The organism is Synechococcus sp. NOUM97013 (assembly GCF_014279815.1).
Lineage (GTDB): Bacteria > Cyanobacteriota > Cyanobacteriia > PCC-6307 > Cyanobiaceae > Synechococcus_C.
The window spans coordinates 675,027-689,756 of sequence record NZ_CP047941.1 but is presented as its reverse complement, the minus strand read 5'-3'; the positions used below and the strand labels follow the sequence as shown (position 1 = coordinate 689,756).

Here is a 14,730-nt window from a genome sequence, read left to right as displayed (position 1 = left end):
TCGAGCGGTGCCATACGATCGTGTCGCCGAGGAGACGGTAATGGAACTGTCACCCATCGCCCCGATCGGAGCGGCACTGATCACCTGTCTGATTGGTCTGGGGGGGTTTGCACTGCGGCAGAGCCTGCTGTCCAAACTTTTTTCGATCGATGTGGCCGCCACCGGGGTGATCACTCTGTTCATCCTGGTGGCCTCACGCACCGGGCTGGTGCCGCCGATCGTCAGCGATCAAAACGACGTCTCATCCTTCATCGCCGATCCCTTTCCCCAGGGAGTGATTCTCACGGCGATCGTGATCGGCTTTTCAGTGGAAGCTCTGGCACTGGTGCTGCTCCGCCATATGGCCCGGGAGCATCCACTGCTGCGCGTCGATGACTTCGATCGTGAGATCACAGGGCCATGACAGCCGCCAGCCTCACTCTTGGATGGCTGCTGCTTCCAGCCATCGCGGCTTTTCTGGCCGCACTGCTGCCCAAGCTGGGGCGTGGGTTGTTGTTGGCGATCCCCACCCTGAGCCTTGTGGTCGCCGGTTGTTTTCTGGGGCCCCAGGCCTCCCTGCTGCCACTCACCATCAGTGTTAACCCAGCCGTCACGCTGCAGCTCGACACAGCGCAACTGCCTTTTGTGCTGCTGAATGCGCTGGTGCTGCTGGCCATCGCTTTGCAAGACAGCCAGCAACACCGCCGTCACCTGCGCGTGGTGTTGCTGCTGGTGCTGCACGGGGCCCTCAACTCGATTTATCTCGCAGCCGATCTGGTCAGCATCTACGTAGCGATTGAGCTGATCTCGATCGTCAGTTTCCTGCTGATGGTGGATCTCAGGCATCGAGCCAGCCTCTGGGTCGCGTTCCGCTACCTGCTGCTTGGCGACCTAGCGATGCAACTGTTCCTCCTGGGAGTGCTAATCGTCTACGCCGCCTCGGGATCCTTTGCCGTCGGCGCTGCGGCGGGAGCTCCGGGTGTCGCCATCGTGTTGATGGTGGTGGGTTTGCTGATCAAATCCGAAGCCTTCCTGCCGGGGTTTTGGCTGCCCAAAACCCATGCCGCCATCTCCGCAGACATGTCTGCGCTGCTGTCTGGAAGTGTGGTGACCGCAGGCATCGCCCCCCTGAGCCGATTGGGCCTGATCAATGGACAGGCCGCACAACTGATGCTGATTCTTGGCCTGCTGAGCGTGGTGATTGGCGGCATCGGGGCCTTGGTGCAAGACGACATCAAACGCCTGCTGGCCTGGAGCACGGTGTCGCAGATGGGTTTCGCGCTTCTGCTTCCAGCGGCGGCTGGCCTGTATGCCCTGGCCCATGGTCTCGGCAAAGCCGCGCTGTTTCTCGGCGTGGGGGGACTGCCGACGCGATCGATTCGATCGCTTCAACAACAGGCCATCCCAGGCCGAATCGGTTGGCCCATGCTGCTGGCAGGCCTGTCTCTGATCGGTCTACCCATCAGTCTTGGCTACGGCGCCAAGGAAGCCCTGGTCGAAGCGTTGCCACCACCGATCGCCGCTGTGGTGGGCTGGCTCGGACTGATCACAGCGCTGGTGCTGGTGAAACTGTTACCGGATCACTGGTCAAACCAACCAGCACCCGCAGCAACCCGACCCCGTGAGGTCAGCGCCATTCCACTCACCGGCATCTGGTTGCTGTGCGGATCGTTATACGTGCTCGCTGCAGTGCTGAATCAACCGCTCGGATTGCGTGGAATGCCCCTGTTGAAAATTGCCCTGGTGCTTGGTCTGGCGGTGCTCGGTGAACGCATGGTGCGTCCATCACTGCGCGGCTGGACGCCTCCAGACCTGGAGAACTTCAAAGCCATCGTCGTGGCCACAGGGGTCACCTTGCTGCTGGGGACAGTGATCAACAACACGTTTGTGATGGGAGCCGCCCTGCCATGAAGCGATCCGCCAGCCCCCTTCAGATCGCCGCAATCCTGGCGACTTGGCTGCTGCTCAGCTCCAGCCTGAGCGTTCTCAACGTATTGATCGGCCTGGCCCTAGCCCTGCTGCTGCCGCCGTTGAACCAGCGCAAAACCAATCGCAGCAACCTGATCGCCATGCTGCGGATGGTTCCGACAACAATGGTTCAAGGCCTCAAGGAAGGGCTTTCACTCCCGTTCCAAGGACTGCAGAGCCGGCCGGATGTGCAGGACGACCCATGGCCTCCATGGGCCGGGCGCGATCCAATGCTGAGATTCAGCTGGCTGGTGATGGTCTCCTTCACGCCCAAAACACTCGTGCTGAAGACCAGCCGCGAGTCCGTGCGAACTCACTTGGAGAAACTGCCATGACTGCCGCAGACCTTGCCCTCGACCTGATGGAGGTGGCAGCACTGCTGGCCACGCTGGCCCTAATCCGGACAAGTTGCCGCATGTCGCGGATCGCCTGCCTGGGAAGCCTGTCGGTACGACTGCCCATGATTCTTCTTGTGTTGTCCGTGATCCGAGACGACTGGATGCTGGGCCTGGTCGCCGTGGTGACCTTGATCAGTGGTGATGCCGGCCTCGTGCTCTTGGCGCGTTGGGCAGGAGACGCACCATGAACACCCTGCTCTCAACCCCTGTCTTGCCAACCTTGGCCTGGGGCCTGATTGGCGTCGGCATTCTCCTGTGGTTCTGGGGAACGCTGCCGCTGCTGCTGCTGCGATCGATCTTTTTTCGACTGCATGCGCTCACGGTCGCCGACACGATCGGATCGCTGTTGATCGTGAGCGGACTACTGCTGCTCCGCAGTCGCGAATGGCCGTTGCTGCTGCTCAGCCTGATCAGCCTGGTGCTGTGGAACTCCACCTTCAGCATCGTGCTCAGCCGACTGGCAGCAGACCAAGCCACGGATCCACAAACCGGCGTTCTGCATGAGGAGGCGATCCGATGACGCCGACCTATGTCTTGCCCCCTCTGTTGGGCATCCCCCTGATCGGCCTGGCACTGGTGCGCTGTGACGCCCCCTGGAAAGCCCTGGTGCTGCGCAGCGCTCTCGGGGGCTTCGCCTCGCTGTTGTTCGCCACCTACGGCGCTGTGGATGTGGCGCTCACCGAAGCCCTCGTCGGCACCTTGCTGTCCACCCTGCTGTACGCGGTGGCCATCAAACACACCACCACATTCCGACTCCTGCAGGATCCGCAGGCGCCGATGCCACTGGAGCGGGAGGAACAACTCAAACGCTTGCTGACAACCGTGGGACTGCAACTCGAGCTGGTCGACACAGCGCCAGCCGCTGACAGCGGAGATCTGCATGCCGCCTGGATCTGCAACGCGCACGAGCCCCCCAGCGTTCGGCTGCGCCACCGATCCCTGCTGGATGCACTGATGACCCAGGACCCAGCAACGGCAAAGGCCATGAATCTTGTTTTGGATCCCTCGCTGACAAACCGATGATTCGCTTCTTGTTGCCACTCCTCGCGCTGATCGGCTTCGTGGTCACGCTGGTTAACGCCGGATGCGGGCTGGTCGAAGGGATGAACCAGGTGGTGCCGGGTCCCCTGTCAGCCACAGCGCTAGTGGATCAATTCGGCGTTCCCAATGTGGTGACCCCAATTGTTCTGGATCTGAGGCTGTACGACACGGTGGGGGAAGTGATCGTGTTCACGCTGGCCTCGATGGGAGTGCACCAGCTCCTTCACGACGAAGTCGCCAGCGAGCAACTGAAACCCGCTGATGATGAAGCGGTGGTGATGCTGTTTCGCATTGCCGCTGTTCTCAACACCTTGATCGCCGTGGAACTGGCCGTGCGGGGACACCTGAGTCCCGGCGGTGGATTTGCAGCAGGGGTGGCCGGAGGCACAGCTCTGGCACTAGTACTTCTCTTCGGTGGGTCCACAGAGGCGATGCGGGCCTACCGGACCATGCGCGCCGAAGTGCTTGAAGAGAGCGCTGTGCTGCTATTCATCGTGCTCAGCTTGCTGCTTCTGGAAGGCATCAATCTGCCCACGGGCGACTACGGAGCTGTGCTCAGTGGAGGGCTACTCCCCATCCTCAACATCCTCGTTGGAATGAAGGTAACCCTGGGGTCCTGGGGAATGATTCAGCGCTTTTTAAGCACCAATCAACTGCATTAACCCTCAATCAATTGACGCAAACCCGCCTCCACATCCGACTGACGCATCAGCGCCTCACCCACCAGAACGGCTCCTGCTCCGGCTTGCTGCACCCGATCCAGATCAGATCGTGCGAACAAACCTGATTCGCTGACTAGCAGAGAGCCTTGCTGGCGCAGTCGCTCTCCGAAACGCTCCATCAAACGCTCCGTGGTGGCCAGATCCGTCTCAAAACTGGTGAGATCCCGATTGTTGATGCCAATCAGCGGGAAGTCCCCGATGGTCAGCACCCGCTCGAGCTCTTGCTCGTCATGCACTTCCACCAGCACCGTGAGATCGAGCGTCTTGGCCACTTTGTGCAGGTAAGCCAGATCCTGATCAGAAAGGATCGCCGCAATCAGCAGAGCAGCATCGGCGCCAGCGGCACGGGCCTGATACAGCTGATGAGGGCTAAGGATGAAGTCTTTGCAAAGCAGGGGCAGATCGACGGCCTCACGCACAGCAATCAGCACATCAAACCCACCTTGAAAGAAGGTCTTGTCGGTGAGCACAGACAAGCAGCTGGCACCACCGGCGGCATAGGCGCGCGCGATCGCCACGGGGTCAAAGTCTTCGCGGATGACCCCTTTGCTGGGACTGGCCTTTTTCACCTCGGCAATCACCGCCGGCATCACCGGCGCCGCTCGCAGGGCGCCAAGAAAGTCCCGGGGTGCTGGCAGCTCAGCGACCCGAGCCTTCAGCTGCGCCAGCGGCATGCGCTGACGGGCCGACTCGATTTCCCGGTCTTTTTCCCAGACAATCTTTTCGAGGATGTTGCGGGGCTCGCTGTCCTCATGCGGGATCGCGTATTCGAGATGAGCCACCTGAACCTTGGGGTTGGGTGGGCGACGACGAATCTCCATGACTGATAACAACGCGGTTTGAACTCAGGCAGCGGCGGGAAGCGCTGCGGCAGCCTGCTTGTAGGCCGCTTCAACGACTTCACTGAGGGTCGGATGGGTATGCACCTCCGTAGCCAGCTGACGCACGCTCTGACGGCGGGCCACGGCGTTGGACACCTCCTGGATCAGATCAGCGGCATGCAGCCCGTAGATGTGAGCGCCCAGCACCTCTCCGGTGACCTTGTTGAACAGCAGTTTCATCAACCCATCGCTTTCCAGCTCGGCCAGAGCCTTGGAGTTGGCCTTGAAGTAGCTGCGCACAACACCCAACTCAAAGCCCTGATCAGCCGCCTCCTGCTTGGCATCCGCTTCACTCAGACCCACCGAGCTGATCTCGGGATGGGTGAAGGTGGCCGCAGGGATGCTGCGGTAGTCGATCTCTCTGTTGTGGCCAAGGATGTTGTCGATGGCAACGGTGCCTTGAGCCGCAGCGGTGTGGGCCAGCATCAACTTGCCGGTCACATCACCCACCGCCCAGAGATGGTCCACGGGCTGACCGTTGGCCAGCACACGCATCCGGTCGTCGATGGGCACGAAACCCCGGTTGGTTTCAACGCCAAGGGCCTCAAGGTTGAGATCCTTGCTGCTGGGAACACGGCCCGTCGCCACCAGCACCGCATCCACCTCCAGGGTTTCCACTGGGTCACGGGTCTCCATGTCGACCAACTCGATCTGCACAGGAGCACCGGGCTTGATCGACTTGGCGAGCACACCGGAACGGGCATCAATGTCCCGGCCATCGATCAACTTGCGAGCGGCCAGCTTGGCGATGTCGGGGTCGAAGGTGGGCATCACCCGGTCGAGGGCCTCGATCATGGTCACCTCGCAACCCAACGCGGTGTAAACATCCGCGAATTCCAGGCCGATGTAGCCACTGCCGATGATGGCGATCCAGCGCGGCAGCCACTCGAGATTCACCGCTTCGTCGCTGGTGAACACACTGCGACCGTCGGTTTCAATTCCGGGAGGAACAAAAGGATCAGACCCCGTGGCCAGAATCACATCACGGGCTGTGAGCACCCGATCCACACCGCTGACCTCACGGACACCCACCTGTTGAGAGCCCGCCAGCCGTCCCTTACCGCGAATGATGGTGACGCCAGCCCGCTCGAGGGTCTTGGTGAGATTGCTACGGATCGTGGCCACCAGCTCGTTGGCATGGTCTGCAATCTTCTGGCGCTCAAACCGGACGGGAGCTGCATGGATACCGAAACCAGACAGATGCTCGGCATCGGCCAGCTCACGAACCCGGCCGGAGGCTGCCAGCAAAGCCTTGGAGGGAACACAGCCGCGGTTGACGCAGGTCCCGCCCATGTCACGCGATTCGACGATCGCAACCTTCAGACCGTGATCCGCGGCATGTTTGGCCGCATCGAAACCGCCATAGCCGGCGCCGATCACGATCACATCGAAGTCGAAACTGGCGTCGCTCACCCGGAGTGCTGCGTGGAAGCGGTCATTGTCGCTCGTCGACGTTCCAGAAGGAGAGGAACTGCTGCAGCTGCCACATTCAGCGACTCCAGGTGTGGACTATGGGGCAGGGTCACACCGTGGCTGCAACAGGCCTGGAGCATCGGGTGCAGGCCTGATCCCTCATTGCCGAGCACCAACACCGTGGGTTGGCACCAATCCAGTTCCCAGTAGGGGATCACAGGAAAACTCACGGCCGAATCGGGCACCAGGGTGCCCACCACCTGAAGACCTCGCTCTCGGGCCTGACGCAGTTGAGCGGCGAGTTGTTCCACACCGACATCGTGAGTGGGCCCAAAGCGCCGGAAAGGCACGCGCAGCACAGCGCCGACCGCAGAACGCAGCACTTTCGGAGCGAGCGGATCAGCACCAGCCGCCAGCCACACCTGCTCTATGTCAGCCCCAAGGGCAGTGCGCAGCAAGGTGCCGAGATTGCCGGGGTCCTGAACACGATCAAGCGCCAGCACGAACGACGGTGATGGTCCAGGAGATGGCAACCGCTGAAGGGAAAGCAAACAGGCCACACCATCGGGATTCACCGTGGACAGCGCCGCTTTAAGGGCTTCATCCGACATGGGCTGCACGCGGATGGAGTCCGAGAGGGGCTGCAGAAATGCCGTATGGGCATCGAGCCATTCCGTCGTTGCGAACACTTGAACAGGCTCCGAAAGCTGGTGCTTTAAAGCCATCAACTCCTGAAGCTGGTGGGTGCCTTCCAGCAGCAGATGCCCGTCCTGCTGTCGACCCGACGGTGAAGCCAGAGACCGCAGACGCCGAATCAAAGGATTGCGACGACTGGAAATCAGATCAACCGCCTGTCCCACCAGAAGGCTCTCCTCAGAAACTGGCGTGTTTCCGCACTTTCAATCCTTCCTGGAGGCTGAGCTCTTTGCCATCGATATCCATGCCATTCACAGCAGCGATCTCACCCTTGATCCCCTCGGCAGCGAGATTCTCAACCAACTTTTTGATGACCTGATCTTCAACCGCCGACTGATCCATGTTGTCGGGCGTCAGAAATTCGAGAAACTTTCCGACCTTGGAAGCCACCACCTCCGATGAGTTGGAGATCTTCAAAACAATCATGGCCGGTTGTCGGAGCTTGACTCCAACAAGATAATGCGGATGGGGAGACTTGAACTCCCACGACATTGCTGCCACTAGTACCTGAAACTAGCGCGTCTACCAATTCCGCCACATCCGCTGGCGTTCGTCGCTCAAGCGACCTGTGAAACATACGACATCGCCACGCCGCTCAAGCCCAAGCCCAAAAGCCACTTTGAGGGCCGGCCGTCTAGACGGTCTCAGACGTTCTGGCCAAGATGGGCATTCCCCTAGGAATCCCAAGGAATGACAGCCGCGGCCCCCGTGTCTCAGGACATTCTCAAGCCGCACCTTGAGATCGATGGCGGGCACCGACTGGAGGGTGAACTACGCGTCAGTGGAGCCAAGAATTCCGCCCTGGTGCTGATGACGGCGTCCCTGCTCACCGATGAGCCCCTGACGCTGCGCAACGTCCCGCCTCTCACCGATATCGATGGGATGGTCCAGATCCTGATGTCGATGGGTGTGTCTGTCGAGCGCAGCGATGAAACGGTTCGACTGCATGCCGCCGCACTGACCAGTGCAGAGCCCCCCTACGAGTTGGTAAACGGTCTGCGGGCCAGCTTCTTTGCGATCGGCTCCATCCTGGCGCGCATGGGCCACGCCAAAGTCCCCCTGCCGGGCGGCTGCCGCATCGGAGCGCGTCCTGTGGTGGAGCACATCCGCGGCCTCAAAGCACTCGGCGCAATCGTGACCGTTGACCATGGGGTGGTCTCGGCCACCGTTCCCGGCAAGAGCCAACGCCTCAAAGGCAATTCGATCGTCCTGGACTGCCCCAGCGTCGGCGCAACTGAAACCATCCTGATGGCCGCCACCTTGGCCGATGGCACCAGCGTGATCGAAAACGCCGCGCAAGAGCCTGAGGTTCAAGACCTTGCCAACCTGCTGAATGCCATGGGCGCCCGCATCAGCGGCGCCGGCGGTCCGACGATCACCATCGAAGGTGTCGAACGCTTGCGGGGTTGCGACTACACCGTGATTCCCGACCGAATCGAAGCCGGAACGTTTCTGTTGGCAGCCGCCATCACCCGCTCCACTCTGCGGGTCGCGCCGGTGATTCCCGACCATCTCAGCGCTGTGCTGCAGAAGCTCAAAGACTGTGGCTGCAAACTGAAGCTCGATGGAGACGGCGTCGTGATCACGCCTGGCGAGATCCATGGCATTGACATCACGACACAACCTTTCCCTGGCTTTCCGACGGATCTGCAGGCCCCGTTCATGGCCCTCCTGGCCACAGCGCAAGGCACCAGCGTGATCACCGAGAAGATCTACGAAAACCGCATGCAACATGTGGCGGAATTGCAGCGCATGGGCGCATCGATCCGCGTTCAAGGCAACAGCGCCGTGGTGGAAGGTGTGCCCTGCCTAAGCGGAGCACCGGTGAAGGGAACTGACCTCAGAGCCTCAGCGGCGATGGTGCTAGCGGGCCTTGTAGCCAAGGGCAAAACACAGGTAAGCGGACTCAACCACCTGGATCGCGGCTACGCGGGAATCGAGGCCAAGCTCACGGGAAGCGGCGCACGACTCGAACGCCACGGATCCTGAACCGCAAGATCTTGCCCTTGATCAGCGCCTGATGAACAATCCGCGTCTTGTTGATGACCAGCTGCCAGCGTGTAGCATCCACTTAAACCACGAGCAGGCGTGGCGGAATTGGTAGACGCAGCGCACTCAAAATGCGCCGGGGAAACTCTTGTCGGTTCAAGTCCGACCGCCTGTATGAAAACAACTCCGTGAAGCTTGATTGATCAAGCCGGAGCATTAATTCTCAACCCGCTTCTCTGTCAAGCCGAAGCGGTGGGTCGACTGCAATCCATTTGAAATGAACGATCGACTTAGGCATTGACAGCAAAGGTCAACGGCCCTGGTGAAGCAACATCTGGCAGCCAGGAGATCAGACGTTAAGCATCAATGCGAAGCCAGCAACAGCATGGGGCTGCAGGCTAGAAAGCTCTCTGATGATCAAAGCGAAACAATCATATGAAATGGTTGCTTTCACTCCTTGGATTAACCGACAAAAAATCGACGACAGCCAATTCAACAACCGAAGACAATTCGTTTCTTAACGTTAAACAAACGCCTGGAGTCCTGTACTGCCAATGGCAGCTCAGGCAAGAAACAAAAGCAATGATCGAGCGAGACTTTGGCGCCAAAGTCTTCATCCGAATCAGGGATATTTCAGGAGATCACTCCATTGCCTCCAAAACAATCGAAGTGCGATCAAGCCAAACCAAAACATCAATTGACCTACCAGCAGCAAACGGGAAGATCCTGGTGGACCTTGGCTATCGATTCGACGCTGACTTCATCTCCCTTGAATATCAAATCCTGAATTTTGGAGAGAAAGTGATCCATCCACCGCGCTACACCGACTGGTTCACCCAGGAATCACCGAACATCCATCAAGAGATGTACGACCTGGCTTCCACAGACATGTGCTTGGGAGGATCAGAAATGGGACAAGGACATTCCTAAAATCCAACGCACTAGGCCGCCTCAGCGCCGGACTCTTCGTACAACGCTTTGAGCTGATCCAACTCCGACATCAGGTAACGGATTTCAAGCCAATCCGTTGAGAGATCAATATCTGTTTCAAGTCGCTCAATCTGACGCTTGAGAAGCTCGGACATGCCAGCGGAGGCGACTGTGTTGGTGCCATGAAACCGTGCCGAAGCCGTGATGCAAGCAATTGGGGAATTGCTGACAAGTCACGGCACGGTCGCACCTTCGAACCCAACGGTGGTTGCGTATCAATTTCAAGGAGGGACGGCAGCTCTTCAGGCATTCGGCAGGGTGCTGCGGGAGAATGCCACCACGTTCAATCCCTTCCGGGACCAGTCCTTACAGATCCATGGTGGATGCCTCGCCAGTGACTCCGTCTGCCGCGGTGATGGGCACATACAACCGCTTCCCGATCGCCTTGCTCCGGGGCAAAGGCTGCTGGGTGTGGGATGACCAGAGCCGACGCCACCTGGATGCTGTCGCCGGCATTGCCACCTGCACCCTGGGCCACAGCAACCGAGCGATCCGCAAAGCCCTGACAGGTCAGTTGCGCAGGCTCCAGCACGTCTCCAACCTTTATGCAATCCCTGAACAGGAACAACTGGCGGCGTGGCTGGTGAACAACAGCTGTGCGGACAGCGTCTTCTTCTGCAATTCCGGTGCTGAAGCCAACGAGGCCGCCATCAAGCTGGCCCGCAAGCACGGCCACCAGAAGCGAGGCATTGATCGCCCGGTGATCATCACCGCTTCCGCAAGCTTCCACGGACGCACGCTCGCTGCCGTCAGCGCCACAGGCCAACCTCGCTATCACCAAGGCTTCGAGCCCATGGTCGAGGGGTTTGAGTTCTTCACCTACAACGACCTCGCTGATTTCGAACAGCTGCTCGAACGGCTTGAACAGAACGGGCCCCGCGTGGCGGCCGTGCTGATCGAACCCCTGCAGGGTGAAGGCGGCGTGAACCCGGGCGTTCCTGCCGTGATGAAGGCGATCCGCCAACACTGCGATGCCCGCGACATCCTGCTGATCTTTGATGAAGTGCAGGTGGGCATGGGTCGCACCGGCACGCTCTGGGGTTATGAGCAACTCGGCGTGGTCCCTGACGCGCTGACACTGGCCAAAGGGCTCGGAGGCGGCCATGCCGTGGGAGCACTCATGGTGCGAAGCAATGCCGATGTGTTCGAACCCGGTGACCACGCGAGCACCTTTGGAGGCAATCCATTCGCCTGTCGTGCGGGGCTGACGGTGGCCAGCGAGATCGAACGGCGCAATCTGCTCAGCAATGTGCGCGAACGCGGCGACCAACTGCGAGCCGGATTGAACCGGCTGGTGGAGCGCTATCCGGACCAGCTGGAGGGGAGCCGTGGCTGGGGCCTTCTGCAGGGACTCGTGCTGAAAGACGACTGCGGGATCCAGGCCATTGATGTGGTGAAAGCAGCCCTGGAGGAACAGTTGCTGCTGGTCCCCGCCGGAGCCCAGGTGATTCGGATGGTGCCGGCGTTGGTGATCAGCTCCCGCGAAGTGCAGATCCTGCTCACGCGACTGGAACGGGCCCTGGTCCGCGTGACCTGAGTGGAGCGATCGTCGTCATCCCATCCGCAGGACCTGAGTGACCTGCTGCCGCGATTTGACCTCCGGGGCATGGATCTCTCCCTGGAGCGGATGCATGCAGCGCTGCAACACCTGCAGAGCCCCGCGGGCTCCATTCCCGCCGTTCAGGTGGTGGGCACCAATGGCAAAGGCTCGATCGCCTGTTTGATCCATCACGGTCTGATGGCGGCGGGGCTGCGTTCCGGTCTGACAACCTCACCCCATCTCGTGAGCTGGTGCGAACGCATCCGGATCGACAACGCCTTGATCAGGATTGAAACGCTGCGCAGCCTCCTGGAATCCCTGCAGCCCGTGGTCGAAGACTGTCGTCTGACGCCCTTCGAACAACTGATTTGCGCCGCACTGGTGCATTTCGATCAACAACAGCCCGACTGGCTGGTGCTGGAGGCTGGGCTTGGCGGTCGCCTGGATGCCACCACGGCCCACCCGCGCCGGCCCTTGATCGCCGTGGCCTCCATTGGTCTCGACCATCGCGAGCACCTTGGATCCACTCTGCAGGCCATCGCCACCGAGAAAGCCGCGGCCATCGGTCCCGGCGCCCACGTGGTGAGTGGTCCCCAACTGGCTGCTGTGCGGGCAGTGCTTGAACAGCGGGTGAACGCCATGGCCGGAACCTTGGAATGGGTGGAACCGCTGGATGAAACCTGGACCCTGGGGCTGCCAGGCCTTTGGCAACAGAGCAACGCGGCTGTGGCCGCTGCTGCGCTGCGCTGGATCGGGCAGGACTCAGGGGCGATCTCCGCTGCAGCGATCCGTGAAGGATTGGCAGCGGCACGATGGCCAGGACGGCTGCAGTGGATGCGCTGGCAAGAACTGCGCGTGCGTGTGGATGGTGCCCACAACCCACCAGCGGCCGTGCAACTTGACCAGGAACGCCGTCGCTGGTCAGACGACGGAACCCCACAGACCTGGATCCTGGCGATTCAGGCGCACAAGCAAGCCCCGGAGATGCTCAACCAGCTTCTGCATCCCGGCGATCAGGCGTGGATCGTGCCGGTACCGGGTCACCAGAGCTGGAGTGCGGAGCAACTGAAGGCGCAATGTCCGCAGCAGGCCGATCAGCTGAAAGCCGCGGTGGACGCGGCTGAAGCCCTGCAGCAACTGCAGGCTGAGGGATGGCCACCCACCGCTCCAGTGATCGCCGGATCGCTCTATTTGATCGGGCAGCTCATGGAAATCGGTCTGGTGCAGGCAGAGTGAACGGCATGCCGCTGATCCATGCAATGCACGCGCTGCTGAAGGCCCTTGCCGCATTCGCTCTGATGCTCTGGCTGATGCCGGTCTCGGCCATCGCCCTCGACACCTCAGCCGGGGTCGGACTGCAAGACCGAGCTCTGTTCCAAGACCGGGTTGATTACACCCTGACCAACCAGAGCGACGTGGACTTCCACGGGCAGCAGCTCACCAACACCTCCTTTGCCGGTGCCGTCGGCCGAGGTGCTGATTTCAGCGACACCAACCTGTCAGGAGCGATCTTCACGCAAGGGGCCTTTGCGGATGCCAATTTTCATGGCGCCGACCTCAGTGATGCGCTGATGGATCGCGCTGACTTCACCGGCACAGATCTACGGGACGCCCTGCTGGTGGGAGTAATTGCCTCCGGCAGCAGCTTCGCCGGCGCCCAAGTAGAGGGCGCTGACTTCAGCGATGCCCTCCTCGACCGCGATGATCAACGGCGCCTCTGCCAGGAAGCCGAAGGCGTCAATCCAGTCACGGGGGTGTTGACCCGCGACAGCCTCAACTGTTGAAACCACCGAGCTTGCCGGGATTCAGCAAACCGGCAGGATCGAAATTGTGTTTGGCGGCCACCTGATCGCCGTCGATCACACCGAGACCACCACCTTCCACCGTGAGCACGTGGGGGTTGAAGATCAACGCACCCTGATCGCGGCATTGCTGGATCAGCCGTTCCAGCGCTTCCGCCCCTCGCCAACGCACTAGAGGAAGGGCTGCCAATCGCTGGGTCCCCTGTTGACGCACACCTTCCAGATGCCAGAGCAGATCATCTCCCCAGGCCTGTTTGAGGTTGTCGAGGAAGGCGAGCTCGGGCTGGGGCAGCAGCATCTGCAGATAGGTCCAAGAGGAATCCCGTTGCCGCAGATGCAGGGTGGTGTGGTTCCAGGTGAGCTCCTTCAAACCATTGCCATGCCGATCGGCCTCGGAGCCCAGATGGGTGACGGCGGCTCCAGCTGCTGTCGCCAATCGGTGCACGGTGCTAACTGCATCAGGCGACACAAGTAGCAGCAGACGGTCCTTCGCTGACACGGGCAGATCCCACTGGGGCAGCTGCTCCACCACCGCCGCCTCCAGCACGGTGCACAAGTGCAGGTCGATGGCCGCAGCACAGCAATGGCGCGCCAGCTCCACAGCCGAAGACCAGTCGGGGCAGTCCACCACCAGTTCCTGCCAGGCAATATTCGGAGCCGTGGCCAGCGTCAGAGCCGTGATGATGCCGTTGGTGCCGTAGGCATGGTTCAACGCTTCCGCTTCGGAGGCCTCGAGTTGAAGCACTCGGGGCTCCGGCTCCAGCGTCACCACCTCCAGCCCAAGCAAGTGCCCGGGATCGCGCAGGAATCCCCAGCGCACAGACCCGATGCCACCGGAGCCGCCAGCGATGAATCCACCGATCGTGGCGCTGCGCCAGGTGCTCGGCATCAGCCGCAGCTGACGCCCCTTGGCCACCAGATCGCGGTTCAGGTCCTTGAGCAGACAACCGCACTCCACCGTGACGTCGCCTGTGTCCGGATCGATGGCGCGTACGGACCGCAGGTGGCTCATCAGCATCACCACCCCGGCCTCGAGCGGCACACACTGGCCGTAATTGCCTGTTCCCGAACCGCGCAGAGTGAGTGGCACCCCATGGCGGTGGCACAGCCCGGCCACCTGCACCACCGCATCGACGCTGTCAGGGCGCACCACCACATCAGCCCGACACTCCGCCAGGCGCTCCCGCAGCACCGGCGAGTAGTCGTACGCATCGCGTGAATAACGCTCCAGGTCGTCCGGCTCGGTCAGCACGCTCAGGCCGGGGATGGCAGTCAGCGCGCTTCGCATGGCATCGGTCAGCATCAGGTTCC

The 14,730-nt window shown here is 61.0% G+C and carries 18 protein-coding genes and 2 tRNA genes; 13 read left to right on the top strand and 7 right to left on the bottom strand.

Features of this window, described 5'->3' with window-relative positions:
* The first annotated feature begins 7 nt into the window (after positions 1-7).
* Genes SynNOUM97013_RS03560 through SynNOUM97013_RS03530 form a run of 7 tightly spaced genes read left to right on the top strand, consistent with a single transcriptional unit; the run spans position 8 to position 4,048 of the window.
* Positions 8-403, top strand: coding sequence for a cation:proton antiporter subunit C (locus SynNOUM97013_RS03560; protein WP_255442940.1), 396 nt, complete (start codon positions 8-10; stop codon positions 401-403).
* Positions 400-1,890 carry a proton-conducting transporter membrane subunit gene (locus tag SynNOUM97013_RS03555; protein WP_186480800.1) on the top strand — a complete coding sequence of 497 codons (1,491 nt, stop codon included), beginning with the start codon at positions 400-402 and terminating at the stop codon, positions 1,888-1,890. The genes SynNOUM97013_RS03560 and SynNOUM97013_RS03555 overlap by 4 nt, the downstream gene beginning before the upstream one ends.
* Entirely contained in the window at positions 1,887-2,282 is a 396-nt protein-coding gene (locus SynNOUM97013_RS03550) for a hypothetical protein (protein ID WP_186480799.1), read from the top strand. Before SynNOUM97013_RS03555 ends, SynNOUM97013_RS03550 begins: the two co-directional genes overlap by 4 nt.
* Positions 2,279-2,533 (top strand): hypothetical protein, encoded by a 255-nt coding sequence (locus SynNOUM97013_RS03545; RefSeq protein ID WP_186480798.1) that lies wholly within the window; start codon positions 2,279-2,281, stop codon positions 2,531-2,533. Before SynNOUM97013_RS03550 ends, SynNOUM97013_RS03545 begins: the two co-directional genes overlap by 4 nt.
* On the top strand, positions 2,530-2,865 hold the full coding sequence (locus SynNOUM97013_RS03540) for a monovalent cation/H(+) antiporter subunit G (protein ID WP_186480797.1): 336 nt from the start codon (positions 2,530-2,532) through the stop codon (positions 2,863-2,865). Before SynNOUM97013_RS03545 ends, SynNOUM97013_RS03540 begins: the two co-directional genes overlap by 4 nt.
* A complete protein-coding gene (locus SynNOUM97013_RS03535; RefSeq protein WP_186480796.1) occupies positions 2,862-3,368 on the top strand; it encodes a hydrogenase subunit MbhD domain-containing protein in 507 nt (168 codons plus the stop codon). Before SynNOUM97013_RS03540 ends, SynNOUM97013_RS03535 begins: the two co-directional genes overlap by 4 nt.
* Before the next feature lie 11 nt (positions 3,369-3,379).
* On the top strand, positions 3,380-4,048 hold the full coding sequence (locus tag SynNOUM97013_RS03530) for an MnhB domain-containing protein (RefSeq protein ID WP_186480795.1): 669 nt from the start codon (positions 3,380-3,382) through the stop codon (positions 4,046-4,048).
* Here the strand turns inward: SynNOUM97013_RS03530 and trpC are convergent.
* The 5 genes from trpC to SynNOUM97013_RS03505 form a co-directional block, all read right to left on the bottom strand.
* Positions 4,045-4,929: an indole-3-glycerol phosphate synthase TrpC gene (gene trpC, locus SynNOUM97013_RS03525; protein WP_186480794.1), complete on the bottom strand. Its 885-nt coding sequence runs from the start codon at positions 4,927-4,929 to the stop codon at positions 4,045-4,047. The genes SynNOUM97013_RS03530 and trpC overlap by 4 nt on opposite strands.
* A gap of 24 nt (positions 4,930-4,953) precedes the next feature.
* Positions 4,954-6,402: a dihydrolipoyl dehydrogenase gene (gene lpdA, locus SynNOUM97013_RS03520; protein WP_186480793.1), complete on the bottom strand. Its 1,449-nt coding sequence runs from the start codon at positions 6,400-6,402 to the stop codon at positions 4,954-4,956.
* Positions 6,399-7,262, bottom strand: coding sequence for an RNA methyltransferase (locus SynNOUM97013_RS03515; protein ID WP_255442938.1), 864 nt, complete (start codon positions 7,260-7,262; stop codon positions 6,399-6,401). The genes lpdA and SynNOUM97013_RS03515 overlap by 4 nt, the downstream gene beginning before the upstream one ends.
* 13 nt (positions 7,263-7,275) lie before the next feature.
* Complete coding sequence (locus SynNOUM97013_RS03510; protein ID WP_186481398.1) at positions 7,276-7,524, bottom strand: hypothetical protein; 249 nt, start codon at positions 7,522-7,524, stop codon at positions 7,276-7,278.
* A 34-nt stretch (positions 7,525-7,558) separates the two neighbouring features.
* A tRNA-Leu gene (locus SynNOUM97013_RS03505) sits at positions 7,559-7,642 on the bottom strand.
* A gap of 146 nt (positions 7,643-7,788) precedes the next feature.
* Here SynNOUM97013_RS03505 and murA point away from each other — a divergent pair.
* From murA to SynNOUM97013_RS03490, 3 genes are all read left to right on the top strand, one after another.
* A complete protein-coding gene (gene murA / locus SynNOUM97013_RS03500) occupies positions 7,789-9,087 on the top strand; it encodes a UDP-N-acetylglucosamine 1-carboxyvinyltransferase (protein WP_186480792.1) in 1,299 nt (432 codons plus the stop codon).
* Between the two features lie 93 nt (positions 9,088-9,180).
* Positions 9,181-9,262 (top strand) — tRNA-Leu (locus SynNOUM97013_RS03495).
* Between the two features lie 260 nt (positions 9,263-9,522).
* The gene (locus tag SynNOUM97013_RS03490; RefSeq protein ID WP_186480791.1) at positions 9,523-10,017 is read left to right on the top strand and encodes a hypothetical protein; all 495 of its coding nucleotides are present in this window, start codon (positions 9,523-9,525) and stop codon (positions 10,015-10,017) included.
* 11 nt (positions 10,018-10,028) lie between these two features.
* Here SynNOUM97013_RS03490 and SynNOUM97013_RS03485 read toward each other — a convergent pair whose 3' ends face one another.
* Positions 10,029-10,172: a hypothetical protein gene (locus SynNOUM97013_RS03485; RefSeq protein WP_186469305.1), complete on the bottom strand. Its 144-nt coding sequence runs from the start codon at positions 10,170-10,172 to the stop codon at positions 10,029-10,031.
* Between the two features lie 221 nt (positions 10,173-10,393).
* Here SynNOUM97013_RS03485 and SynNOUM97013_RS03480 point away from each other — a divergent pair, with 221 nt between their 5' ends.
* From SynNOUM97013_RS03480 to SynNOUM97013_RS03470, 3 genes are all read left to right on the top strand, one after another.
* Positions 10,394-11,614: an aspartate aminotransferase family protein gene (locus SynNOUM97013_RS03480; protein WP_255442937.1), complete on the top strand. Its 1,221-nt coding sequence runs from the start codon at positions 10,394-10,396 to the stop codon at positions 11,612-11,614.
* Positions 11,615-11,683: 69 nt separating this feature from the next.
* Positions 11,684-12,853: a folylpolyglutamate synthase/dihydrofolate synthase family protein gene (locus SynNOUM97013_RS03475; protein ID WP_186481396.1), complete on the top strand. Its 1,170-nt coding sequence runs from the start codon at positions 11,684-11,686 to the stop codon at positions 12,851-12,853.
* A 23-nt stretch (positions 12,854-12,876) separates the two neighbouring features.
* A complete protein-coding gene (locus tag SynNOUM97013_RS03470) occupies positions 12,877-13,401 on the top strand; it encodes a pentapeptide repeat-containing protein (RefSeq protein ID WP_186480790.1) in 525 nt (174 codons plus the stop codon).
* Here SynNOUM97013_RS03470 and SynNOUM97013_RS03465 read toward each other — a convergent pair.
* A complete protein-coding gene (locus SynNOUM97013_RS03465; RefSeq protein WP_186480789.1) occupies positions 13,391-14,722 on the bottom strand; it encodes an FAD-binding oxidoreductase in 1,332 nt (443 codons plus the stop codon). The genes SynNOUM97013_RS03470 and SynNOUM97013_RS03465 overlap by 11 nt on opposite strands.
* Positions 14,723-14,730: the final 8 nt, after the last annotated feature.